This is a genomic window from Polynucleobacter sp. JS-JIR-II-c23 (assembly GCF_035011225.1).
GTDB lineage: Bacteria > Pseudomonadota > Gammaproteobacteria > Burkholderiales > Burkholderiaceae > Polynucleobacter.
Map to the genome: position 1 here is coordinate 647,485 of NZ_JAYGQT010000001.1, position 22,627 is coordinate 670,111.

The window sequence follows — 22,627 nt, forward strand, 5'->3', positions numbered from 1 at the left end:
GATCGCTGGATGTTTGATTTACTCTCTGCCTCCCTGGCGCAATCTTTTCACGCACATTCTTCGGTATTTTTTGTGTGCGCAGTGATCAGCGTCATCATTGTTGGTATATCCAAAAGCGGCTTTGGTGCTGGGCTGGGTATTCTCTCTTTACCCTTAATGGCAAGTCAGTCTAGTATTAATGAGGCCCTTGCAATCTTATTGCCACTATTGATTGCCATCGATTTGGTTGGCTTAGGTCGCTTTATTCGTAATGCCAATTGGCGCATCCTCAAAATCATTGTTCCGCCGGCGATAGCGGGTCTTTTATTGGGAATGTTTTTCTTCACCGCCATTACGCCTAAGGTGTTAACTCTATCAATTGGTATTTTTACATTGCTCTTTCTGATTCAGAATCTCGCAATGTCACGTATGGATTTAAAGGAGACAAAGTCTTATCCATGGCTTGGGCGTGTGATGGGATTGACTTCTGGCTTTACTTCCTTTGTTGCCCATATTGGCGGACCACCTATTACGGTATATATGCTCAGAGAAAAACTCGTGCCGATGGTGTACACCTCGACCCTGGGAGTTTTTTTCACGATCATTAACTTTGGGAAGCTAGGTCCTTATGCCTATTTAGACTTGCTTAATTTTCGGCAGCTGGCAACTTCCATCATCTTGTTGCCTTGCGTACCAGTAGGAGTCTACTTTGGCTTTTATCTCGCCAAAAGAATCTCAATGAAATGGTATTACCGAACAGTGAGATTCTTTTTACTGATTGCCAGCATTAAGTTAATTGCAGATGGACTTATTTAGTCGCTAATACTTCTTGTAAGAAGCGCGAGATATCCACGAGCTCTTCATGATTAACGGAGTGCTCCATAGGGTACTCATTCCAGTCAACTTGGAACCCCATTTGCTCTAGCAAAGTATGTGATGCTTGGGCGCGATCAAGAGCAACTACGGGATCATAACTGCCATGTGCCATAAAGATCGGCGTCTTGGCATTGGCCGCATGCTTTTCAATATTGGCAGTCATGGCTAGGGGTAGGTAGCCTGATAAGGCGATAATGCCGGCGAGCTTGTGTGGAAAACGTAATCCGACATGCAAGGCCATTGCGCATCCTTGCGAAAAGCCAGCCAAAACAATCCTGTCGTAGGCGATGCCGCGCTCAGCTTCTTTTTCAATTAACTGAACAATCGCCGCTGCTGATTTTTGAATGCCTGCAGCATCTTCCTGATCCATCAGGTTTCTGCCAATGATGTCATACCAGGCTGGCATGACGTAGCCGCCATTGACGGTGACGGGCATGCTTGGGGCGCTGGGAAACACAAAGCGAATCCCTGGGCATCCCGCTAGGTTTAATTCGGGGATGATGGGTACAAAATCATTGCCATCGGCTCCAAGGCCATGCAACCAGATCACAGCGGCTGTTGGATTCGGGTTGGTTTCCAATTCAATACAAGGGAGCATATTTATTTTCTCTAAAGTATGTTTAGTTGATGATTATCGACGGATACAGGTTTCTTCATTCTAAGTTGACACCCTGAGGAGCTTAAAGATGGTTAGAATCTTCCCGTTCCCTCATTTATTAGGCCATCCATGAATTCTAAAAAGCTAACCAACTTTATTCTGGGGGCAATGGTCTTGGGTGTCTTGGTTGGCTATCTCGTCAACTTGTACGGCGCAGGAACTTCGCTCCCTGATCAGTATGTTCTTTACATCTCAATCTTGACGGATGTCTTTTTGCGTTTGATCAAGATGATCATTGCCCCCTTGGTATTTGCTACCTTGGTTGTTGGCATCGCGAAAATGGGTGATGCCTCGACTATCGGTAGAGTGGGTTTAAAAACATTCTCTTGGTTTATTTCCATGTCGCTGGTTTCTTTATTGCTTGGCTTGGTAATGGTCAACATTTTGCAACCAGGTATTGGTGTGGAATTAACTCTGCCAGAGATTGCAGCTAATACAGGATTAAATAAAGCCAGCTTAAATTTTCCAGATTTTGTGAGACATATTTTTCCGATCAGTATCTTTGATGCGATGGCTAAAAACGAGATCTTGCAGATTGTGGTTTTTGCTGTTTTCTTTGGCGTTGGCGCAGCAGGTATGGGGGCTAGAGCAGATGAGTTCATTCGTAATTTGGATATGCTCTCCCACATCATGCTCAAGATTACGACTGCAGTGATGAAAATGGCTCCTATCGCTGTCTTCTCGGCAGTGTCTGCGGTCATTGCTGAGAATGGCGTCAGCATATTGATGACCTATGGGAAATTCATGCTCAGTTTTTATGCTGCCATCTTCACCTTATGGATTGTCATTATTCTGATTAGCTCCTTAGTATTAAAAAATCGCACTTGGACTTTGGTGAAGATGTTACGTGAACCTGCTTTACTTGCGTTTACGACTGCGAGTTCAGAGGCGGCCTATCCAATGACTCTGGAAAGAGTAGAGCGCTTTGGCTGTAAAAACAAAATTGCTTCTTTTGTTTTGCCGGTGGGATATTCCTTTAACTTAGATGGGTCGATGATGTATTGCACGTTTGCTGCAATCTTTATTGCGCAGGTATACGGTATTGAGATGGAGCTCAGTCAGCAGCTCTTAATGTTGCTAGTGTTAATGATCACCTCAAAGGGGATAGCTGGTGTACCGCGAGCCTCATTAGTGGTTATTGCTGCAACCCTATCTCAATTTAATTTGCCAGAAGCAGGTGTTCTATTGATTCTTGGGGTAGATCACTTCTTGGATATGGCGCGTTCAGCAACCAATGTATTGGGTAATGGCTTGGCAACGGCTGTGATCTCTAAATGGGAGGGTGAGCTTGAGGGGTAGGTTTAGCCCTGAAATGAGTCCCACTTTATTAAAGCTCAGGTGTAAGATGGTTTTATTAACTTGACCTAGGTATGAAAAAAGGGGGCTCAAATGAAGCTGTTTTATATCGACTATCCCCAGGAGAAGATTGAAGAGCATCAACATGCTTACCGCTGTCTTCATTGCAAAATCCCAACCACCATCATTTTTGGCTTACTAGAGAATCACGCTGAGCATTGCGATTACCGAATCCATCAAAGTAAATGGACTCAGCTGGCAGTAAAGCTTCGGCCTCCCAAGACGCATTTTGACGAACCCCATGTTGACGAGGTAGATTGATGAAAACATATCCGATTGCTTTGGAATTAACTGTGTGGGAAGATTTAGGTCTTAACCAATATGAGGTGACGATTGATGATGTCTCCAAGATTTCTATTAAGCGTACGGACGATGTACTGCGCACCCGGGAGTTAACGGGTAATGAGGTGAGTACATTAGTTGCTGCCATCGAATCCTTGCGCGTTCCTGTAAGTGATGAGCCAAAGGGGGGCGAGGGCAATAAGGTGTCTACTAGTTATGAGCTTATCGTCGAGTCCGCCCACTTCTCCATGGAGTTCAACTGGGAGGATATTGATATCAGTGGTGTTAATTCAAAAGCATTTGAATCCGTTGCTGCAATGACCGCGGTAGTAGTGAGCCTGGATTTGGCGCACTGATATCCGAGCTTAAGCCTCCATCACAATAAATTCACCTAGCGAGATTCTTTCTCTAAATTGCGAGAAGGAAAAAAGGGCTTTTATTTTCCGTGTATTGATCACTTCAATCTTTCCATCGGGAGTAAGGTTGGCAAGATAATCTCCCTCAGGAAACAGGGCTTCAGGGATGCTTTCGGTCTCGAGTACTTGGGCCGGCAATACCAAGCTTTTTGTAATTTTTATACGCATGACGTATCTTAAGTTTCAATAATTAGAATGATATTTAGGTTTGCACAAGTTCAAAAACTCATGCACCAAAGAGGGGTTTAGATTGATCTCTCTTTAATGCCCTTTAAAAAAGGTTCTTGAGTCGCTAATAGGTCAATTAAACTCTTCAATGCACTTAAATAGGGCAAAGTGAATACTTAATAAGAGTCTTTCAAGCGTGCGCTCTTACGAGTTTTTTCATAAAAAGAATTGGGCTTGTCTTTGACCCATTGAATAAATTTCTTCATTTCTGGGTGCTCTTTCAGGATCTGAGCATGATGGTATTGCTGAGCTAATTCTGATTCACTAAATAAGGCATGTATTTGCTTGTGGCAAATGCGGTGAAGGTGCTCGGTAGTTTTCCCACCCTTAGATTTGGGGATGAGGTGGTGCGCATCCTTCTGTGAATCTGGGATGGGTCGATCGCAAATAGGGCAAATGATTACCGCCGGCTTTTGTATCGCTGGGATTTCTTGGGAAATCAGTTTTTGACGAATTTTTCCAATCATGGGCTCAAGCTAGTTTATTGAATAAGTCTTAAAATTACAGGATGCCAAAGCTAGCTCCTATGACCCTCGCAGAGCCCGATTTATCTCGCCTTATTGAAATGGCTTGGGAAGATCGCACGCCATTTGATGCGATTGAGAAAACCTTTGGCCTAGGTGAGCCTCAGGTGATAGCTATTATGCGTAAAGAGCTGAAACGTAGCTCCTTTGAGCTTTGGCGCAAGCGGGTAACTGGACGAGCCACAAAACATAGCGCTTTACGTAGTGAAGATGTGACTCGAGCCTATTGCCCCACTCAATACAAAAATAAATGAAGCAGCAAATCAAGCAGCAAACCACGGAGCCTAAGCGCTTAGTTCTGATTCTAGGGGATCAGCTCGATTTACAGAGCGCTGCATTACGAGGCTTTGATCCTCAAGCAGATGAAATCATCATGATTGAGTCGGCTAATGAGGCTCAGTATGTTTGGTCGCACAAAGCCAAAATTGCTTTATTTCTCTCGGCAATGCGTCACTTTGCAGTTGAGCTGAAAAAGCTGGAATACCCGCTGACTTACATTCAATGCTCGCCTCTGCCTATTGTCGAGGTTCTCAAAGAGCATATTCTGCAAGAGAAGGTAAAGCATTTAGTTTGTATCGAACCTGGCGAATGGCGACTCAAGCAGGCGATTGAGGCATTGGCACAAGAACTCAATATTGAGCTGGTAATGCTTGAGGATGAGCATTTCTATTGCTCGCGTCAAGAGTTTGTGGAGTGGACGGCAAATAAGAAAGAACTCAGGCTGGAGTACTTTTACCGCCTAATGCGTAAGAAGCACCATGTGTTGATGGATGCTGATGGCAACCCCGAGGGTGGTCAGTGGAACTTCGATCAAGATAATCGCAAGCCCTATCCAAAAAAAGGGCCTGGCATCATCGATGCTCCTGCGGCGTTTGAGGTGGATGCGATTACCAAAGAGGTAATGGCATTCGTTGCAAAGGCTTACCCAGAGCACCCTGGATCCCTTGATTCATTTAACTGGCCCGTGACCCGAGAACAGGCACTCCAAGCTCTTGAGTACTTTGTCGAATATCGTCTCAGAAACTTTGGTGTGTATCAAGATGCTATGTGGACGGATACGCCGTTTGGGTGGCATTCTATTTTGTCTGGCGCATTAAATTTAAAGCTAGTAAATCCTCGCGAGGTGATTGATGCGGTCATCATTGCTTGGAAAAAGTATGCTTTGGATCTATCAACAATCGAGGGCTTCATTCGGCAAATATTGGGCTGGCGTGAATTTGTCCGAGGCATGTATTACCTTAATATGCCAAAAATGGCACAAGATAACTACTATCAACATCTGCGCCCATTACCCAAATGGTATTGGACTGGGCAGACCCAGATGGCTTGTATGCAAGATGCTATTGGTCAAACACTGCAATATGGTTATGCGCACCATATTCAGCGTTTAATGGTGACCGGAAACTTTGCACTTCTAGCCGAAATTCTGCCTCAAGAAGTGTGCGATTGGTATCTGGCAATTTACGTAGATGCGATTGAGTGGGTGGAGTTACCCAATACGGCTGGAATGGCTTTATTTGCGAATGGCGGACGGTTTACTAGTAAGCCTTATATCGCCAGTGGCGCATATATCAAACGCATGAGCAATTATTGTGGCTCATGTAAATACAAGCCTGAGATACGTCATGGGGAAGAGGCATGCCCCGTCACAACTTTGTATTGGAATTTTTTGATCAAGCATCGCGCTCAGTTTGAAGCTAGTCCGCGTACTAAGTTAATGACGGCCAACCTAAAAAGAATTAGCGATGAAGATCAAAAAGAAATTGTGCTGCATGCCCAAAAGATTCTGAATCAGCTCGACGCGCTATAAAAATACTCATGAAGACGACGTTTAAGGGAAACAAAAGCGCCCTCCCAAGTAAGATTTGTGTTGTCTGCAAAAAAGAAATGACTTGGAGAAAATCCTGGGCCAAAAATTGGGAATCAGTCAAATATTGCTCTGATGCTTGTAGGAAGAAAAAGCTCCCTTAAGACCTGCCCATCAATACCTGCAAAAGTATTTAATTTGATAGCGTCAACCCACCTGAAAGTTGATCCGTTATGTAAGAAAGGCCTTAAAGCCTTTATGAATAGGGGTCTATATGAAAAAGTTACTAATATGCCTGCTGACAGGTGTCATGCTTGCGGGAATGGCTAGCTCAGCCAGTGCTCATGGTGGTAGGGGTTGGTACGGTGGATATGGCGGTTGGCGTGGTGGCTGGGCACCTTTTGCGGTTGGTGCTGTGGCTGGAGTGGCAGTTACCAATGCGTACTACAGGCCTCCACGCGTTTATTACACCCCACAATATGTTTATCCGCCGCAACCACAAACTGCTGCCTATTGCCCTGAAAATGGACTGTACTATCCACAGACACAGGCCTGTCCAAGTGGCTGGCAACGAGTGGCATATTAGTTGCTGGGAGTAAAGTGCTTGAATGACACCCACTTTGTATTCTTATCGAAGATGCCCCTATGCCATGCGAGCCCGCATGGCATTGAAATATGCGGGTATTCAGGTTGAGCACCGAGAGATTGAGTTGCGCAATAAACCGCAATCGATGTTACAGATCTCTCCCAAGGGAACGGTTCCTGTTTTACGGATGGACAATCTCGTATTGGATCAAAGCCTAGATATCTTACGCTGGGCATTGCAACAATCTGACCCGCATGGTTGGAGAGAGGTTGATGAATCTATTGCGAATTCTTGGATTGAAAAAAATGATGGCCCATTTAAGACTCTATTGGATCAATACAAATACCCCAATCGATTCCCAGAGCTAGATCCAGAAGCAGTGCTCGATGAAGCATTGCAAGTCATGTTGTTCCCTATGGAGCAGGTGCTGCAAAACTTCCAATACCTCATGGGGAGCAGATTAACTTGGGTGGATGTTGCCATCTTCCCATTTATTAGGCAGTTTTCAATGGTTGATCCCAAAAGGTTTGAGCAACTCTCTATACCCGCAGTCAAAAAATGGCTCAATGAGCAGCTTGAATCTGAATTATTCGATTCAGTGATGCAAAAACATCCTACCTGGAAAGATTGAGCAGTCCCCATAATGTTAAGCGCGCAGCTTTGGGCCAGAAAATGGACTTTTATTAGATCAATTGCTGATTGATTTAAAGTACCCACTTAGGGCATAAAAGCATATTTCAGGGGATTTGATGGAGCCATTATCAAAGTTAAAAGTCGTGGAGATGGGGCAACTCATTGCCGGACCATTTGCCGCTAAGACCTTGGCTGATTTTGGTGCCGATGTTATCAAGATCGAACCACCTAAAGAGGGCGATGCATTGCGCAAGTGGCGCCTTCTTAAAGATGGCACTTCAGTCTGGTGGCAAGTGCAGTCACGAAATAAGAAATCACTTTCCCTGGATTTAAGAAAAGTGGAAGCCCAAGATATTGTCAGAACCTTAGTCAAAGAGGCGGATGTATTAATCGAAAATTTCCGCCCTGGAACATTGGAGGGCTGGGAACTTGATCCGGAAAATTTACTTCAACTCAATCCCAAACTAATTATTCTCCGTATTAGTGGCTATGGTCAGACCGGTCCCTACAGAGATAAACCAGGATTTGGAGTGGTTGCAGAAGCAATGGGTGGTTTGCGACATCTCACTGCTGAACCTGGCAGGGTGCCAGTGCGGGTTGGCATCAGCATCGGCGACACCTTGGCATCTCTGCACGGCGTAATTGGTATCTTATTGGCACTGCAAGAGCGTCATAACAGTGGCAAAGGTCAGATTATTGATATTGCATTGTACGAAGCAGTCTTTAATTGCATGGAAAGCCTTTTGCCTGAATACAGCGCATTTGGTGAGGTACGCCAAGCGGCTGGTAGCGCTTTGCCTGGTATTGCCCCAACCAATGCCTATCAGTGTGCTGATGGTGGCTATGTATTGGTTGCTGGCAATGGCGATAGCATCTTCAAGCGCCTGATGACAGTGATTGGGCGCGAAGATTTAGGTAATGATCCCCAGCTGGAAACCAATGATGGTCGCGTCAAACGAGTGGCTGAGCTTGATCAAGCTATAGGTGAGTGGGCTAAAACAGTGAGTACTACCAAAGCATTGGAGGCGTTAGATTCTGTATCTGTGCCAGCAGGAAAAATTTATACCGTTGCCGATATCGCAAGCGACCCGCACTACAAAGCCCGTGAAAATATTCAAACGATTCAGATGCAAGATGGCACGAAGTTGGATGTGCCGGGTGTGATTCCGAAGTTATCACGCACACCGGGATCCATTAAGACTCTTGCGCCTGATATTGGACAAAATACCGATGAAATACTCAAAAGCATTGGTTTGAGTGATGATCAAGTCGCCTCTTTAAAAGAGCGCGGCATTGCATTTACTAAATAAAGATAACGCCATGACCAGAATTTATTTCAATGACGTCGTAATGCGGGATGGCTTTCAGATTGAGCCTAATTTTGTACCAACGGACGATAAGGTAAAGCTGGTTGATGCGCTCAGTGAGTGTGGCTTTGCCAAAATTGAGGTGACCTCATTTACTTCGCCTAAAGCTATTCCGATGCTGCGCGATGCTGAGGAAGTGATGGGACGTATTAAGCGCGTACCTGGAGTGGAATACACCGTCTTAGTCCCTAATTTAAGAGGTGCCGAGCGCGCCCTGGAATCCAAGGCCGATGAATTCAATCTCGTAATGTCGACTTCAGAGACTCACAACTTAGCCAACCTACGAATGGGTCGAGAAAAGAGTTTTACCGGATTGGCTGAAGTAATTAAGTATGTTGATGGCAGAACACCTATTAATGTTTCCTTATCCACCAGTTTTGGCTGCCCCATGGAAGGGGAGGTTTCTCAAGCAGTGGTTGAAGGATTTGCAAAACGTTTTGCAGACCTCGGTGTAAGGGGTATAACAATCTGCGACACCACGGGCATGGCAAATCCTGATCAAGTAAAGAAGATGTGCGATTCATTGCAGAAGCAATTTCCTGCCCTACAGCTGACATTGCACTTTCATAACACCAGAGGCATGGGCTTAGCCAATCTTTTGGCCGCTGTTCAGTCTGGCATTGTTCGCTTTGATGGTTCGCTAGGTGGCTTGGGCGGATGCCCATACGCACCAGGTGCAAGTGGCAATATATCGAGTGAAGATGCGATTCATATGCTTGATGCGATGGGCTATGACACCGGTATGAATATTCCCAAGTTAATACAACTGGCAAGAGAGTTACCAAAGATTGTGGGGCATGAGGTTCCTGGGCAGGTGGCAAAGGCCGGCACTACCAGCGCATTGCATCCTGAGCCAGATTACGTTGATGAATTACGCCGTGCTCAATAAAGTCTAGAACAGAAGATAAGCATGATTGATCATTTGGATCACTTAGTACTCACCACCGCAAAGGAGGCCGAGTGCGTGGATTTTTATACCCGGGTTCTTGGAATGAAGCTGGAATCTTTTATTGGGGGCACTCCGCCTGTAGAGCGTAAGGCCTTTAAGTTTGGTAATCAAAAGATCAACCTACATATCAAAGGTAGGGAATTTGAGCCTAAGGCTGACATTCCTACTCCAGGCTCTTTAGATCTGTGTTTTATTGCTGATTGCCCACTACAAGAAGTGATTGAAAAGCTTAAAGCTGAAGCCTGGCCCATCATTGAGGGTCCAGTGGTTCGTACTGGCGCTACACAGAAAATTAACTCCGTATATGTCCGCGATCCAGATCAAAACCTCATTGAGATATCTGAACTAATTTAGTTGAAAAATCTTAGGCCAGGGCACTAACCACTGAATTCAATTCCATAAGGGTCAATTTCTCAAGGAAATCTTCTCTGTTTTGAGTTTCTTCTTTGACAGTTAAATCCGTAATACGATTAAGTTCATGAAAACGAGGGTGCTTCATGAGTCTTGCAAGATTTTCATCTTGGCTAGAACTTAGTTTCATATTCATTTGAGATTCCTTTGTTGATCATTGAGTGATGATTCATCATAAGATGCCAAAATAATTGCAATATAAAACTTTAGTTCTAAATGCTTTGTTTCTTGCCTAATACTTTGGTTCTAGGGCAACCCATTTTGAATAATTTATAGAGATTCTTCGATTAAGATCTCGCTGGCTAAAGAGAATTAGCTTTAATAATTTATTTACAAAGGGCATTACAGTGAAAAAACTTAGTACAAATTTAGTTGTATCAGTGGTGGCATTCTTTTTTGGTCTTGCAAGCGCATCAGCGCTAAGTCGGATTGATTCTGATGATGTTCTAAAGATGTCGATAGGCAAGACGGATGCGCTGGGTAACATTTGCGCTCATCAAGACTAGTACTTTAGTTCTAGCGCTAGTGAATTATTGATCTGGATCAAGATTCCGTATAGCGATCGCTTTTATAAAAGAGTTCCAGTAGCTATTCAAAATTCTATGACAGTCTTTTGAATATTGATAACCACCCTTCGGGGTGGTTTTTTTACTCATCAGCCCGGATCTAGAAGTGGTAGCCAACTCCAAAGACAAAATCGTATCCAGTCGCATCAGCTGTAGATTTAACAATAGCGCCGCTATCCGTTACAACGGTGACTGCCTTTGCTCGATTCACGGCGTAGTTGCCTTCACCAAAGGCATAAATTGACCCTGTGATGAATTGCTTATAGCCAATACCATAAACCGTTCCATTTACTCGGTTCGATTGCTGAGGGTAGTTTCCAGGCGAATTAGCATTGATTGTTGATCCTGCGTAACCTATCTTTGCATAGACTAAGCGTGTTTCATCAATGACATAACCTGGGATTAGGGAGAGGCTAAAGATGTTGGAAACATCGTACGTGCCGGTTTTCACTGATGCCCCGGCAGGTGTAGTTGTTACCAGAGTTGAGCTAGCAGATCTAGAGTGTCCTGGGTATAGTGCCGCACCAATGCCCAGTAAATAGTTTTTACCAATATCAAAGTTATAGCCAATCCCAATATTTGCAGCAGGACCATTAGCGTGGTTTGCTGTTGAGGTATTGGGGTAGGTGACGCCACCCGCTGTAGTTGTTCCACCCATTCCTTTGGGGATATAGCTTTCATATCCAATTAAGCCCACTTGTCCATAGGCGCCCTCCCAAGGGTTTGCTTTGGATTGGGCATTCACATTGCCTAAACTCAATAAGGAGGCTATGGATGTAATTAGACTATATTTAATAAACTTCATTTGGCGCTCTCTATTTTTTACGAGTTATTTGTTTAAAAGTAATTTAATGGCATTGACAATGTCGCTATAACCGATTGGCTTATAGAGCACTTCAATATCAAGCTCTTTGAAGAGTTGAATATGTTGCGGTGATGTATCGGCTGTAATGATGATGGCTGGTATATCTACGCTAAAACTGTCTCTCAGTTGTTGAATAATCAAATCGCCCGTCGTAGTTTCAAGGCGGTAGTCACTCAGGATGCAATCAATATGATTAATGTTTGCTAGCTGTTTCATTAATTCTTGGCTGTTTTCAGGCAACGAGAGAACGGCAAAGCCATTCTGGGTTAAAGCTTGCTTGTAAGCCTCAAAAATAGTGTGATCATCTTCGAATACAGCAATGGTTTTGGTTTCCCAGAGCGACTCTTGAGGATTTTGGTGATCATGCAGTGTATTTTGAGTGGAGGATTCCGCGCCATCATGCATGGCTAGAGCTAAATATTGAGTTTGCAGTGTGAATGTAGTGCCAACGCCCGGGGTGGATTTAACGGCGAGCTCAGTACCCGATATCTTGCAAAGCCTTTTAACAATAGATAGGCCCAGACCTAGACCATCGTGCATATTTCTGGTGCTGTCTACTCTAAAAAATTCATCAAATATTTTATCTAGTAGAGCTGGTTCAATTCCGCAGCCTGTATCTTCAATCAAAATATGAAGATGATCATTTTGGGGGGATAGCTTGATGGATATTGTTCCAGAGGCTGTGTATTGGATGGCGTTGGAGATTAAATTCCCGAGCAGCTGTTGCAATAGCAGCTTATCTCCATTAATCCCCATATTCATAAAATCAAACTGCAGAACTAAATTCTTATTTTTTGCAATGGGGGTGTAGGTATTAGATAAAAATCCCACAAGTTCTATTAGTTCGAATGACTTTTCAAGGTTGTCCGAGCTATTTGCATCCAGCTTACTTAAATCTAGTAGCGACTTAAACATCGAGTTTAAGGTTTGAATGCTTTTTCTGATTTGTAGGAAGTTAATTTTTTCTTTTTGGCTTAGCTTGTTTGGCTCAAACAAATCAAGATAAATATTGACGGCATGAAGAGGTTGTCGTAAATCGTGACTAGCAGTAGCAATAAATTTTGATTTAGCAATATTTGCAGCGATTGCAACATTACGCTCAGATTCAAGCTCTTTATTTAGCGTCTGATTTTGAATTTGCAGGCTAACTGTTTTGACCCATGATTTAGAAAAATATGAGGCCATCTTGACGGCATATAAAGAAAACGCAAATTCACCCATCAGAATGGGCCAGGGAAACATAAACGGAGGAATGAGGGAGATGATGAATTGGCCAATAAATATCGGTGCTGCAAAGCATAGGAATGTCGATCGATGAATTGAGTAACCATAAAGCCCAACAAAGACTGCCGTTGAACTCATGAGGAGATAAAGACATTGCAGGTTAAATGGCAATGTTGGTGTAACTATCAGCCATCCAAGACCCCAGCATGCGGTCACAGAAAAAACACCCACATTTAAGTTGAGAATCTTACGTTTCGTTGATTGGTTTTGATCTTTATTTTTGACAAATACCATGTAGGCTCTGAATACTACGCAGATGAACATGGAGATCAGCCAAATTAGAATCGCTGTTAAATCGGCCTCCTGAAAAACTAAGATTCCAGTGAGTAAGGGGCCAATGATCGTGCCAGCAGTATTCGTTTTTGAGGCCGTCTCAAGAAACTGATACTTTTCTTCTAGTAGAAGCTCGTCGTTATTTTGAATGGAGAAAGCATCCATGTCTTAGACCCATCCATTTTCTTTGGCTTTGATGACTGCCTGGGTGCGATTAAATACTTTAATTTTCTTAAAGATATCGCCCAAATGGATCTTTACAGTCTGCTCGCTAATATTCAGGGAGTAGGCGATCATCTTATTAGAGTCACCATTAGAAATGTGGGTCAGTATTTGTTTTTGTCGATCAGTAAGCGGCTCCAGCTTAGAATTTTCAGGGCTTAAGCCCATTAAATTACAAAGGCTTTCATAGATATATGAGGTATCGCTGCTTTTAGGTATGAAGATACTGCAGCCCGCTTCGAGACATTCTTTTTCTAAGCTTTCCTTTTCAAGGCCAGAAATGGCTGCAATTGCAACCACCTCATCCAGCTTTTTGAATTCTTTGATACCAAAGAGCTGATTTTCAGAGTCTGGAATAAGAAGATCTAAGAGGATGATCCAACTGGATTTTTGGGAGCGGACAATTTGCAAGCCTTCTGTGATGGAATTTGCAGAAAAGACCTGATTGCCTGATGAGAAAAATTTGCGGGTTAAAAACTGGTGAAGTGCATCCCGATAAACCGGATGATCGTCAACGATTAACAATGAAACAGAATGCATGGCGACCCTTATTCTCGGCCTATTTGAGGTGTGTTTTTATCTAGAATGATTATTGCATCCATCATCTTTCTATTTCTAGTACTTTAGCTCTATATAAGCACTTGACCAAGATCAATAATCTTTTGCTAGACCCTGATTGGTTCGCTAATTTAAGGGTTTTCCTAAGAATTAAGTTGCGGGTGCATGTGTCAGTTCAGTGACTAGAGCTAAAGTGCTATAGCTAAGAGATGGTGGCGCTCTTAGGATGGGTTCAAGTTCAATTTTTCGGAGATCCACCATGCTATCAACTTCTATATTTGGTCGCCACCAACTCGTCGCTTTGTTGATGCTTGTATTGCTCGTATTTGGTTCTGTGGCGATTGCCGCAACGAACATCCAATTGGCCGGGGATGACGCTGTTCGCGCCAATCCAAATAATCCGCATCAGATTCCTGCGAATTTGGATCCGAAGTCTGAAACTCTGTCCGAAGAAATTCGACTTATCAAATATGAAGTGAGAGAAGAGGTCTTAGAAGTTGGTGAATCAGTGCACGACATTGCAATGCGAGATTTTCGTGGGCAATCGCAGCCTACCCTGGATTTCACAACAGGCACATCAAACTAGTTCACTTGGCTAGATCTTGATTCTCAACGTTTGGGGATATATATGGAAATCTCTCTTTACTTGCCGATTTTTGAAGCTCTTGGTCACGAGACTAGATTTAAGGTATTCATGTCCATCTATCGTTCCGGCAAAGCCGGGGTTAGACCAAAGGAAATCATTGATAGATTTGGAGTGGACTCAGGGACGCTGGATTTTCATTTAAAGAGGCTTACGGCTGTAGGGTTGATTGTTCTAAAGTTTGGCTGCCAAAGAGGAATTTATTGTGCCAATGAGAATATTCCGCCTGAGTTAGCCCAACTCTTTGCTTCAGGGCTCACTACTAATGAGCTGTTTACGGGCAATCCTGCACCTTTGGCTCTGCCTGCAGCAGAGCGCCTACATTAAGGACCATTCAGCCCAAAGATTGATATAGCTAAAATACAAAAGCCACCCAAGGGTGGCTTTTGTATTTCTAGTAGACTGAGTGTAACTATTCGCATCAAATTTTCACTTCTAAACAGTCGCCAAAAGATAAAACCATGAATCGCTTAACCACTCTATTTTTTATGGCTGCAGTAGTCGCCCCATTGCAAGCCTATGCCGATCCCCATTTTTACCAGTGCCAAGTGATGAGCGATGCCTACATTAAGGCGGATGGTTTTCTAGATGTATTGCGAGATAGCCCAAGGGCCGGGGAGAAATTTACTGTGATAAAGGGTACCGGTAAGGTGATTGGGGACGTAATGGATGCCCTTAATAATCCTAAAGTAATTCCGTCAATTGGTGGGAAAAATTCCTACAAAGTAATTTGGGAGCAGAAGGCTGAGGGTAGTGGCGGAGCCTTTGTTGATTATTTGAATATCGATGAGTTTGTAAAAGGAAAAAAGAAGCCATTTGGTTTCTTTTCAGGAAGTCTGCTTTTGACCGGGCTTTGTGAATAATGAGTAGCATTCAATCAGAAGATTTACCTGATTCGCCATTCGACACTCTTAAGGTGTTGCTGGTGGCTACCTTTGCAGGGGCTTTGGTTGGCATAGTGGGCGGCACATTTAGAGGTGCACTAAATTTCATTACTATTCACTTTCTTTCATTTATTGCTTATTTGAATACCATCGATAAAGAATGGTTCATTCCTGGATTTATCGTAGTGGGGCTCATCACTAGCGGCTGTGTAGGAATTGCTCGTATGTTAGTTCAGTTAGAGCCTTCGACAATCGGTAGTGGTATCCAGCATGTAGAGGCAGTCATGCACGGGGCAGCTAAACCTAGTAGGTTTAGGGCCTTACCAATTAAATTTTTTGGCGGCTTGTTATCCATTGGATCTGGAATGGCTTTGGGCAGGGAGGGGCCAACGGTCCAGATGGCTGCCATTATTGGCTCCGAATGTGGAAAATTATTCCGCCATAAAGTGGTTGAGCAATCACTTTTATATACCGCTGTAGCTGGCGCAGGATTGTCAGTGGCTTTTAATGCGCCGCTATCGGGAATTGCATTCTCATTTGAGGAGATATCTAAAAATATCTCCATTAAAAGACTCATGGTGTCAATTGCTGCGGTGGCTTCAGGCGTCATTGTGTTTCGAGCTTACTTCGGAGATTCAATTGAATTTGTAGTTGGCGAGCTGTTGCCAGATTCTGGCTTTAGTCTGTATTGCTATGGTGTATTTGCAGTGCTATTGAGTTTCATAGCCACTCTGTATAGTCGAACGATTATTGACGCCTTAAATATTACCGATTCATTTTCTGGCATTTCTCCGGTGAACAAAGCGCTGATCATTGGTTTTGGAGTGGGGTCACTGGCTTATTTTTATCCAAATCTTGTGGGTGGAGGAGATTTACAAGTTCAATCCATTTTGAGTAAAGACTATTTCTTGCTGCCTCTCATGCTCTTGATGCTTAGCCGTTTCTTTCTGGGGCCTATTAGTTATTCCACAGGAGTGCCAGGCGGAATATTTTCACCAATCCTGTTGATGGGCTCTGGTATTGGCGTGTTATTTGTACTTGCAATGAACCCACTATTGAGCCATCTTGCACTAGGTCAACTTGATCCCATTGCCTTTGCATTAGTGGGAATGGCGGCATTTTTTACAGTAGTCGTTAGAGCGCCCCTTACCGGAATTTTGCTCGCAATTGAGATGAGCGGCAAAGTGAGCTTAATTATTCCCCTGCTGATTACTAGTGTGATTTGCTCCATCATCCCTGTCTTGCTAAAACAAGAACCTATTTATGATGCATTAATGGATAGAACCAAATAAAACCTCAGCTGTAATCCCTTTAATGTCTATTGAGGGGTTTTATTGAGTAACTGAGCCAGTCGCTCACCCGCAAATTTAAGTCTAGCCTCCAGAATTGGGGTGTAGTGATTGATGTACCGCTGATCCACTAGGCGCGCTGGATAAAAGCTATTTTGATGGGCAATATTGCAGGACTCAGTAGCTGCATTGAGTGGTTCTATATTGAAGTAATCCCCGGGTTGGGTCTTATTGGATGAATATGCGATTGAGCGACTGCCTGATACCTGTTGCAATAATTTGGTATTAGCAATTCAATTGCGTTGCAAGGTCCATAAGATCTTTGGCGTGGTAAGTGGTAAATTCTTCACGATGCAAATCTTGCCTTGAGAAGTTAGGGCCAAACTCTATTGGTCTTTCAATGAAAGCTGTTTGAAGTCCACAGGCATTTGCTGACAGAAGATCATCTTTGTGAGCCGCCACAAGCATGACCTGTTCGGGGAGGACATTGAAAATCTCCGCGACACCTAAATAAGTTTCTGGATCAGGCTTGTAGTGACGAAATACTTCTGCTGAAAGAATTAAGTCCCAAGGAAGTCCTGCATTCTTGGTCATATCTGCAAGCAGGCCAAGATTTCCATTAGATAAGGTAACGATAGTAAATTTACTTTTTAATCTTGTCAGCCCTTCGACTGTATCTAGCCAGGGATTGAGGCGATGCCAAACTAGATTTAACTCATGTATTTGTGATTCGGACAACGAGGTAATGTTGAATGTCTTCAATATGTCATCAAGAATCATACGATGTAAATCATCAATCTTTGTCCATGGCAGAGTTCCAGAGCGCACCTTAGCCATTGCTGGTTTATAACCATTACGCCATGCTGTAGCGAATTCATTGGGATCAACTGGCAGGCTGAGTCTTTTGGCTTCAGCCGCGATTGATCCATGCCAGTCAACTACTGTTCCAAAGACATCAAAGGCTAGTATTTTTGGGCTCATACTCATTTTTAAAGTTCTTTTTGGATTGATATTTAGTGGAAAGGAACGCCTGTTATTGGATATTAGCGGAACTCCAAAGAAAAAGCCCCCGAACGTTCATTTGGGGCTTGATATTACTGGTGGGTCAGGCGATATTTGAGCTTGCGACCAACGGATTGCCAAGGCACTTTTACCTTTATCTATGGCTGTTATGAAGGTGATTTGTTAGTAAGTAACCCTTTTATGACCAAAGTAGAGTAAAATACATTTAGCGACTTTCAAGCTAATAGTGTTGTTGTACTATTAATTAATACCGCAGTTCTGCGATAGTTCTTCTTAGCATCTCCCCCGCCATTCTTGACTTTCGCCTCATTTGGGGCATAGCCCCTTTTATATTTTTTTAAGGAATAGTCAGATATGGCAAACGGAATTGTGAAGTGGTTTAACGACGCTAAAGGCTTCGGCTTTATTACCCCTGAACTCGGTGGTGAAGATTTATTTGCCCATTTTTCAGCAATTAATAGCAGCGGATTTAAGTCTTTAGCTGAAGGTCAAAAAGTGACTTTTGATATTACTACTGGCCCTAAAGGCAAGTTAGCATCCAATATTCAACCTGTTTAAATCAGCAGCAAATACCAGGCGGAAATTATTTTCCTGGCCTAAAGCCCAGCATGACTGGGCTTTTTATTTTTATAAAGGATGTTAAATGGCAAAAGAAGAGTTACTTGAAATGGAAGGTCTTGTTGATGAAATTCTGCCAGATTCTCGTTATCGGATTACTTTAGATAATGGCCATAAGCTTATTGCCTATACAGCGGGAAAAATGAAAAAAAATCACATCCGTATATTGGCAGGAGATAAGGTTTCTTTGGAGATCTCCGCGTATGACTTGAGCAAAGGCCGCATTACATTTAGACATCTTGAGAAGAAGCAATCTTTTGCTGGTGCGCCTAAGAGACGATATTGATAGCTTTGAGGTTTAAAACTGCAAGTTAAATTAATATTTGCCAAGAATCTCAGGCCCTGTTTGATGCGGCCCCAGGCAAGCAAGAAATACTAAAACCACCTTCGGGTGGTTTTTTATTTGGGGGCCTATTGCCACCATAAGTTACCGACACATTCCAAACAACCAACAGAAGAGGGACCACATTTCTGTAATCCCTTTTTATAACTAGTAGGTCGGGCGAGATTAGAACTCGCGACTAATCAATCACTGACGACTAATCAGCTGGTCTCATAGTGAACTCGCCGTTATCGCTGCTGTTAGCAGTTTTATTGAGCTCGTAGTATGTAGGTTCAGCTATGAATCCTACGGGGCCGCTAGGATCTTCTAAAAGCATTTCAGATCTATTTGGCGAAATAACAAATCGATAGGTTTTACCGCTGTCAAATTGATAGGTTTGAGAAAATACGCCGAAAGAGCCGGACATTGTGCCGTCTACCTTAAGAGTATGTTTTCCTGAAGGTATGTTTACGGTGCAATTACCTGCATTGGGGATGACACAGACTTTAAGGCCATCCACATAAACTTGGGCACTTTTCACAAGTCCAAAAAGAACCGTACTTGTGCGATTAAAGGTAAGGGTGACATCTCCGCCGGGATTCACGGGGGCGGCGCCTTCCTGATACCCCATGCTCTGACATCCTGCCAAGAGGGCGAACAAAGTAATGCTCAGTAATTTTTTGAATGGCACTATTGCATCTCCAAATTAAGCAATATTAGGCATACATTACCCCAAATTAACTTCTGTAATCCAAACGCCTGGACCCCAAAGAAAAAGCCACCCGAAGGTGGCTTTTGTATAACTGGTGGGTCGGGCGAGATTCGAACTCGCGACCAACGGATTAAAAGTCCGCTGCTCTACCGACTGAGCTACCGACCCAGTTAAGCCATAAATTATAGCAAGAAGTTTGTAGGTCTTCCCTGGGTTTGTGGGGTCTGCCCCTCAGCCCTTGTACTTACAAGTTCCTAGGAGTTGACCCGTCTGGCCACTGGAGGATTTTTAGAAAAATAGTCCTTAATTCCCTTCAAAATAGCCTCTGCAATCCGGTCTTGGTAGCCATCATCGTTTAATCGGGCTTCCTCTTGTGGGTTGCTAATAAAGGCCGTCTCAACCAGGATTGAGGGAATGTCTGGAGCCTTCAATACCGCAAAGCTGGCTTGCTCCACCTTCCCCTTATGTAGGGGTGCAAATCCACCAATTTGCTTCAAAATGGAGTTGCCTACCTGTAGTGAGTCTTTGATCTGGGCCGTAGTCGACATATCCAATAGCAAGTTAGCAACTTGCCTGTCTTGAGTCTTGATATTGATGCCGCCAATAAGGTCAGAAGCATTTTCTTTGTTCGCCATCCATCTGGCAGCAGTACTGCTGGCTCCCATTTGAGAAAGTGCAAATACGGATGCTCCCTTGGCGTTTCTTTCAATAAAAGCATCTGCATGGATTGATACAAATAAATCCGCTTCAACACGTCTAGCTTTTTGAACTCTCACATGAAGTGGCACAAAGTAATCGCCATCTCTAGTTAAGAAAGGGCGCATGTAGGCTTCGCCTTCAATCTTGTCTTTGAGTCTCTTAGCAATTGCAAGCACGACATTCTTTTCTCGTGAGCCGGCTGCACCGATGGCGCCAGGATCTTCACCGCCATGGCCAGGATCAATTGCAATTGTGATCAAGCGCTTGTACTTAGCAGGCGCTGGCAATTCCTTGGGGTCTGGAATGGCTTGTGCAACTGGTGCTGCTGGAGTTTTAGCCAGCTCTTTTTCTTTCTTGGTGGCGAACTGCGCAATCAGATCCACTTCTTCATTTGATTTTTCAAGAGCACTTTCTTTCTTGGCGCTACTTCTCACTAAAGCCATTAATGGATCTGGTGGCGTAGTGGGGTAGAGGTCAAACACCATGCGGTAGTTGTACTCACCAATGGGATCAAGCGTAAAGAGCTGTGGCTTGATCGGTTCTTTTAAGTCAAATACCAAACGCACAACTCCTGGCTGAAACTGGCCAACGCGAACTTGCGAGATATAGGGATCGTTTGGCTTTACTTTTGCTACCAGATCTTTCAGAGTGGGATTGAGCTCCAATCCTTGCACGTCAACCACCAAGCGATCGGGGTTAGTCAGAATCTGCTGGGTAATAGGCAATGGTGTATCGGACTCCAAGGTAACGCGGGTGTAGTCTTCGGAAGGCCAGACACGCACACCTAAGATCTTGGCACCCCAAGCAATGTCTATCTCGGTAAGAAGAAGGGCAAAGCTCAAGAGCTTCGCAGAAGTCTTAAGATGCTGCCTTCTAGAGAGGTTGATCTTTTTATTGCCCATTCACTATTTAGTCATTACTGAGGGATTTGAATATCATCGACTACAGCTTTACCTTCAATAGATAAGGCATTAATAGTGATCGAGCGCTCATTCTCGTCTGCGCCTGCAGATAACAGAATCTGAATATCAAAATTTGGCAAAGTGCCTTCTGCTTTTTCTGGCCATTCGATTAAGCAAATACCCGGAACATCAAAATGCTCTGCAAATCCCGCTTCTTGCCATTCCAGGCGATCACGCATGCGATACAAATCAAAGTGGTGAACAGTGATTGCTTGATCTTTTAAAGTGAGTGGATAGGGTTCGCACAAAGTGTAAGTAGGACTCTTTACCTTGCCCTCATGACCCAATGCTTGAATGAGGTATCTTGCAAAGGTTGTTTTGCCGGCGCCAAGATCACCCTCTAAAGAGATATTTAAGTGTGAACCTGGCTGCTTAGTCAGAAATTGCTCAAAACGAGCCGCCAGTTGCTTAGCAAGAGAAGCGGTATCGGCTTCCTGCCTACAATAGAGTTCTATTGCAGTGAGCGGAATTGCCGTGGTTGCCTGTGTTTGAGCCATTCCCCTAGTTTATTCAATTATTGCGCTACATTCTGTATTCCATATGCCTTTATCTACCAGTCCTCAACCTTTAGATGAGTCCAATCTACGTGATTGGCTTGGGGAGCAGGCTGCATCCTTAGGATTTGATGGCTTACGCATTACCGACACCCATTTAGGGTCTGCAACAGAACGTTTGCAGGAATGGCTGGCTGAGGGGCGTCATGGCCACATGGAGTATATGGAGCGCCATGCTGAATTACGCTCTCATCCCGAGCTATTGGTGCCCGGTACTGTGCGCGTCATTTGTGTATCCATGAACTACCTCCCACCCGAAACCGATTTCGATACTGAGTGGCAAAGGTTAAAAGATCCCACTCAGGCAGTGGTCTCCATGTACGCCAGAGGGCGTGATTATCACAAGGTACTCCGTAATCGCTTGCAAGAATTTGCCCAACGCATTGAAGAGCGCATTGGTAAATTGGGTTATCGCGTGTTCACAGACTCGGCTCCGCTAATGGAGGTTGAGTTGGCACGTAAGGCGGGTTTAGGTTGGCGTGGCAAACACACACTATTACTGAATCGAGAGTCTGGCTCAACGTTTTTCTTGGGTGAGATCTTGGTGGATGTACCACTTCCATTGGATCAAGAGATTGAAGAGCATTGCGGTACCTGCACCTCTTGTATCGATATTTGTCCTACTCAAGCTATTACTGCGCCATATCAATTAGACGCACGTAGATGTATCTCTTATCTCACCATCGAAAATCCTGAAGCTATACCAGTTGAATTTAGAAGCGCCATGGGTAATCGTATCTACGGTTGCGATGATTGCCAACTGATTTGTCCTTGGAATAAATTTGCCAAACGCACAGAGTTACCAGATTTTGCAAGACGTCATGGCTTGGGGCAGGCATCACTTTTACACCTGTGGTCCTGGACTGAGGCTGAGTTTGAGCAACGCCATGAAGGCAGTGCCATTCGTAGAATTGGCTATAGCCGCTGGCGCCGTAATCTGGCTGTGGCAATGGGTAATGCGCTGGCAAGTTCCGCTGTAGCAGATGGCGATAAGCCAGCAATACGCGCAGCTTTAAGTGAGGCGCTTGGCCAAGTCGATGCTCTAGTGGCTGAGCATATTGAATGGGCCCTGAAGACCTAG

At 44.0% G+C, this 22,627-nt stretch carries 32 protein-coding genes and 1 tRNA gene; 20 read left to right on the plus strand and 13 right to left on the minus strand.

Features of this window, described 5'->3' with window-relative positions:
* Positions 1-9: 9 nt before the first annotated feature.
* A complete protein-coding gene (locus VC159_RS03405; protein ID WP_323472724.1) occupies positions 10-795 on the plus strand; it encodes a sulfite exporter TauE/SafE family protein in 786 nt (261 codons plus the stop codon).
* Here VC159_RS03405 and VC159_RS03410 read toward each other — a convergent pair.
* Positions 788-1,453, minus strand: a complete 666-nt coding sequence (locus tag VC159_RS03410; RefSeq protein ID WP_323472725.1) for an alpha/beta hydrolase — start codon at positions 1,451-1,453, stop codon at positions 788-790. The genes VC159_RS03405 and VC159_RS03410 overlap by 8 nt on opposite strands.
* Positions 1,454-1,582: 129 nt before the next feature.
* Here VC159_RS03410 and VC159_RS03415 point away from each other — a divergent pair, with 129 nt between their 5' ends.
* The 3 genes from VC159_RS03415 (at position 1,583) to VC159_RS03425 (ending at position 3,507) form a co-directional block, all read left to right on the plus strand.
* Positions 1,583-2,812, plus strand: coding sequence for a dicarboxylate/amino acid:cation symporter (locus VC159_RS03415; protein WP_215357798.1), 1,230 nt, complete (start codon positions 1,583-1,585; stop codon positions 2,810-2,812).
* A 90-nt stretch (positions 2,813-2,902) separates the two neighbouring features.
* Positions 2,903-3,130: a hypothetical protein gene (locus tag VC159_RS03420; protein WP_215357796.1), complete on the plus strand. Its 228-nt coding sequence runs from the start codon at positions 2,903-2,905 to the stop codon at positions 3,128-3,130.
* Positions 3,130-3,507, plus strand: coding sequence for a hypothetical protein (locus VC159_RS03425; protein ID WP_323472726.1), 378 nt, complete (start codon positions 3,130-3,132; stop codon positions 3,505-3,507). The genes VC159_RS03420 and VC159_RS03425 overlap by 1 nt, the downstream gene beginning before the upstream one ends.
* A 9-nt stretch (positions 3,508-3,516) precedes the next feature.
* Here VC159_RS03425 and VC159_RS03430 read toward each other — a convergent pair whose 3' ends face one another.
* Positions 3,517-3,735 (minus strand): hypothetical protein, encoded by a 219-nt coding sequence (locus tag VC159_RS03430; protein ID WP_215357787.1) that lies wholly within the window; start codon positions 3,733-3,735, stop codon positions 3,517-3,519.
* 176 nt (positions 3,736-3,911) lie between these two features.
* Complete coding sequence (locus VC159_RS03435) at positions 3,912-4,262, minus strand: HNH endonuclease (RefSeq protein ID WP_216265846.1); 351 nt, start codon at positions 4,260-4,262, stop codon at positions 3,912-3,914.
* Between the two features lie 41 nt (positions 4,263-4,303).
* Between VC159_RS03435 and VC159_RS03440 the strand changes: the two genes are divergently transcribed.
* From VC159_RS03440 to VC159_RS03475, 8 genes are all read left to right on the plus strand, one after another.
* Positions 4,304-4,573, plus strand: a complete 270-nt coding sequence (locus tag VC159_RS03440; RefSeq protein WP_323472727.1) for a TIGR03643 family protein — start codon at positions 4,304-4,306, stop codon at positions 4,571-4,573.
* Positions 4,570-6,129 carry a cryptochrome/photolyase family protein gene (locus VC159_RS03445; protein ID WP_323472728.1) on the plus strand — a complete coding sequence of 520 codons (1,560 nt, stop codon included), beginning with the start codon at positions 4,570-4,572 and terminating at the stop codon, positions 6,127-6,129. Before VC159_RS03440 ends, VC159_RS03445 begins: the two co-directional genes overlap by 4 nt.
* 8 nt (positions 6,130-6,137) lie before the next feature.
* The gene (locus VC159_RS03450) at positions 6,138-6,290 is read left to right on the plus strand and encodes a DUF2256 domain-containing protein (RefSeq protein WP_215357779.1); all 153 of its coding nucleotides are present in this window, start codon (positions 6,138-6,140) and stop codon (positions 6,288-6,290) included.
* Between the two features lie 110 nt (positions 6,291-6,400).
* Complete coding sequence (locus tag VC159_RS03455; RefSeq protein ID WP_323472729.1) at positions 6,401-6,712, plus strand: hypothetical protein; 312 nt, start codon at positions 6,401-6,403, stop codon at positions 6,710-6,712.
* Between the two features lie 22 nt (positions 6,713-6,734).
* Complete coding sequence (locus tag VC159_RS03460) at positions 6,735-7,343, plus strand: glutathione S-transferase (protein ID WP_323472730.1); 609 nt, start codon at positions 6,735-6,737, stop codon at positions 7,341-7,343.
* A gap of 118 nt (positions 7,344-7,461) precedes the next feature.
* The gene (locus VC159_RS03465; protein WP_323472731.1) at positions 7,462-8,655 is read left to right on the plus strand and encodes a CaiB/BaiF CoA-transferase family protein; all 1,194 of its coding nucleotides are present in this window, start codon (positions 7,462-7,464) and stop codon (positions 8,653-8,655) included.
* Positions 8,656-8,665: 10 nt separating this feature from the next.
* A complete protein-coding gene (locus VC159_RS03470) occupies positions 8,666-9,601 on the plus strand; it encodes a hydroxymethylglutaryl-CoA lyase (protein ID WP_323472732.1) in 936 nt (311 codons plus the stop codon).
* A gap of 21 nt (positions 9,602-9,622) precedes the next feature.
* The gene (locus tag VC159_RS03475; protein ID WP_323472733.1) at positions 9,623-10,015 is read left to right on the plus strand and encodes a VOC family protein; all 393 of its coding nucleotides are present in this window, start codon (positions 9,623-9,625) and stop codon (positions 10,013-10,015) included.
* 10 nt (positions 10,016-10,025) lie between these two features.
* Here VC159_RS03475 and VC159_RS03480 read toward each other — a convergent pair whose 3' ends face one another.
* Positions 10,026-10,208, minus strand: a complete 183-nt coding sequence (locus VC159_RS03480; protein WP_323472734.1) for a hypothetical protein — start codon at positions 10,206-10,208, stop codon at positions 10,026-10,028.
* 211 nt (positions 10,209-10,419) lie between these two features.
* Between VC159_RS03480 and VC159_RS03485 the strand changes: the two genes are divergently transcribed.
* The gene (locus VC159_RS03485) at positions 10,420-10,578 is read left to right on the plus strand and encodes a hypothetical protein (protein WP_323472735.1); all 159 of its coding nucleotides are present in this window, start codon (positions 10,420-10,422) and stop codon (positions 10,576-10,578) included.
* 160 nt (positions 10,579-10,738) lie between these two features.
* Here VC159_RS03485 and VC159_RS03490 read toward each other — a convergent pair whose 3' ends face one another.
* Genes VC159_RS03490 through VC159_RS03500 form a run of 3 tightly spaced genes read right to left on the minus strand, consistent with a single transcriptional unit; the run spans position 10,739 to position 13,822 of the window.
* Entirely contained in the window at positions 10,739-11,443 is a 705-nt protein-coding gene (locus VC159_RS03490; protein WP_323472736.1) for a hypothetical protein, read from the minus strand.
* Between the two features lie 24 nt (positions 11,444-11,467).
* Positions 11,468-13,225, minus strand: coding sequence for a hybrid sensor histidine kinase/response regulator (locus tag VC159_RS03495; protein WP_323472737.1), 1,758 nt, complete (start codon positions 13,223-13,225; stop codon positions 11,468-11,470).
* Positions 13,226-13,228: 3 nt separating this feature from the next.
* A complete protein-coding gene (locus tag VC159_RS03500; protein ID WP_323472738.1) occupies positions 13,229-13,822 on the minus strand; it encodes a response regulator transcription factor in 594 nt (197 codons plus the stop codon).
* Between the two features lie 277 nt (positions 13,823-14,099).
* Here VC159_RS03500 and VC159_RS03505 point away from each other — a divergent pair, with 277 nt between their 5' ends.
* The 4 genes from VC159_RS03505 (at position 14,100) to VC159_RS03520 (ending at position 16,659) form a co-directional block, all read left to right on the plus strand.
* Entirely contained in the window at positions 14,100-14,426 is a 327-nt protein-coding gene (locus tag VC159_RS03505; protein WP_323472739.1) for a hypothetical protein, read from the plus strand.
* A 42-nt stretch (positions 14,427-14,468) separates the two neighbouring features.
* Complete coding sequence (locus VC159_RS03510; protein ID WP_323472740.1) at positions 14,469-14,810, plus strand: helix-turn-helix domain-containing protein; 342 nt, start codon at positions 14,469-14,471, stop codon at positions 14,808-14,810.
* Between the two features lie 134 nt (positions 14,811-14,944).
* Positions 14,945-15,346 (plus strand): hypothetical protein, encoded by a 402-nt coding sequence (locus tag VC159_RS03515; protein WP_323472741.1) that lies wholly within the window; start codon positions 14,945-14,947, stop codon positions 15,344-15,346.
* Positions 15,346-16,659 carry a ClC family H(+)/Cl(-) exchange transporter gene (locus VC159_RS03520; protein WP_323472742.1) on the plus strand — a complete coding sequence of 438 codons (1,314 nt, stop codon included), beginning with the start codon at positions 15,346-15,348 and terminating at the stop codon, positions 16,657-16,659. Before VC159_RS03515 ends, VC159_RS03520 begins: the two co-directional genes overlap by 1 nt.
* 26 nt (positions 16,660-16,685) lie before the next feature.
* Here VC159_RS03520 and VC159_RS03525 read toward each other — a convergent pair whose 3' ends face one another.
* Together VC159_RS03525 and VC159_RS03530 are read right to left on the minus strand one after the other, a co-directional pair.
* On the minus strand, positions 16,686-16,931 hold the full coding sequence (locus VC159_RS03525; protein ID WP_323472743.1) for a hypothetical protein: 246 nt from the start codon (positions 16,929-16,931) through the stop codon (positions 16,686-16,688).
* A 10-nt stretch (positions 16,932-16,941) separates the two neighbouring features.
* Positions 16,942-17,643, minus strand: a complete 702-nt coding sequence (locus VC159_RS03530; protein ID WP_416350423.1) for a haloacid dehalogenase type II — start codon at positions 17,641-17,643, stop codon at positions 16,942-16,944.
* Between the two features lie 390 nt (positions 17,644-18,033).
* On the opposite strand from VC159_RS03530, the gene VC159_RS03535 reads away from it, so the two are divergent.
* Together VC159_RS03535 and infA are read left to right on the plus strand one after the other, a co-directional pair.
* Positions 18,034-18,237: a cold-shock protein gene (locus VC159_RS03535; RefSeq protein ID WP_072583619.1), complete on the plus strand. Its 204-nt coding sequence runs from the start codon at positions 18,034-18,036 to the stop codon at positions 18,235-18,237.
* Between the two features lie 85 nt (positions 18,238-18,322).
* On the plus strand, positions 18,323-18,583 hold the full coding sequence (infA, locus tag VC159_RS03540) for a translation initiation factor IF-1 (RefSeq protein ID WP_072583618.1): 261 nt from the start codon (positions 18,323-18,325) through the stop codon (positions 18,581-18,583).
* A gap of 253 nt (positions 18,584-18,836) precedes the next feature.
* Here infA and VC159_RS03545 read toward each other — a convergent pair whose 3' ends face one another.
* The 4 genes from VC159_RS03545 to tsaE all read right to left on the minus strand — a co-directional run bounded on the left by VC159_RS03545 (position 18,837) and on the right by tsaE (position 21,489).
* Positions 18,837-19,310, minus strand: a complete 474-nt coding sequence (locus tag VC159_RS03545; protein ID WP_323472744.1) for a hypothetical protein — start codon at positions 19,308-19,310, stop codon at positions 18,837-18,839.
* A 113-nt stretch (positions 19,311-19,423) separates the two neighbouring features.
* Positions 19,424-19,499, minus strand: a tRNA-Lys gene (locus VC159_RS03550).
* Between the two features lie 86 nt (positions 19,500-19,585).
* Entirely contained in the window at positions 19,586-20,932 is a 1,347-nt protein-coding gene (locus VC159_RS03555) for an N-acetylmuramoyl-L-alanine amidase (RefSeq protein ID WP_323472745.1), read from the minus strand.
* 14 nt (positions 20,933-20,946) lie between these two features.
* The gene (tsaE, locus tag VC159_RS03560) at positions 20,947-21,489 is read right to left on the minus strand and encodes a tRNA (adenosine(37)-N6)-threonylcarbamoyltransferase complex ATPase subunit type 1 TsaE (protein WP_323472746.1); all 543 of its coding nucleotides are present in this window, start codon (positions 21,487-21,489) and stop codon (positions 20,947-20,949) included.
* 43 nt (positions 21,490-21,532) lie between these two features.
* On the opposite strand from tsaE, the gene queG reads away from it, so the two are divergent.
* A complete protein-coding gene (gene queG, locus VC159_RS03565) occupies positions 21,533-22,627 on the plus strand; it encodes a tRNA epoxyqueuosine(34) reductase QueG (RefSeq protein ID WP_323472747.1) in 1,095 nt (364 codons plus the stop codon).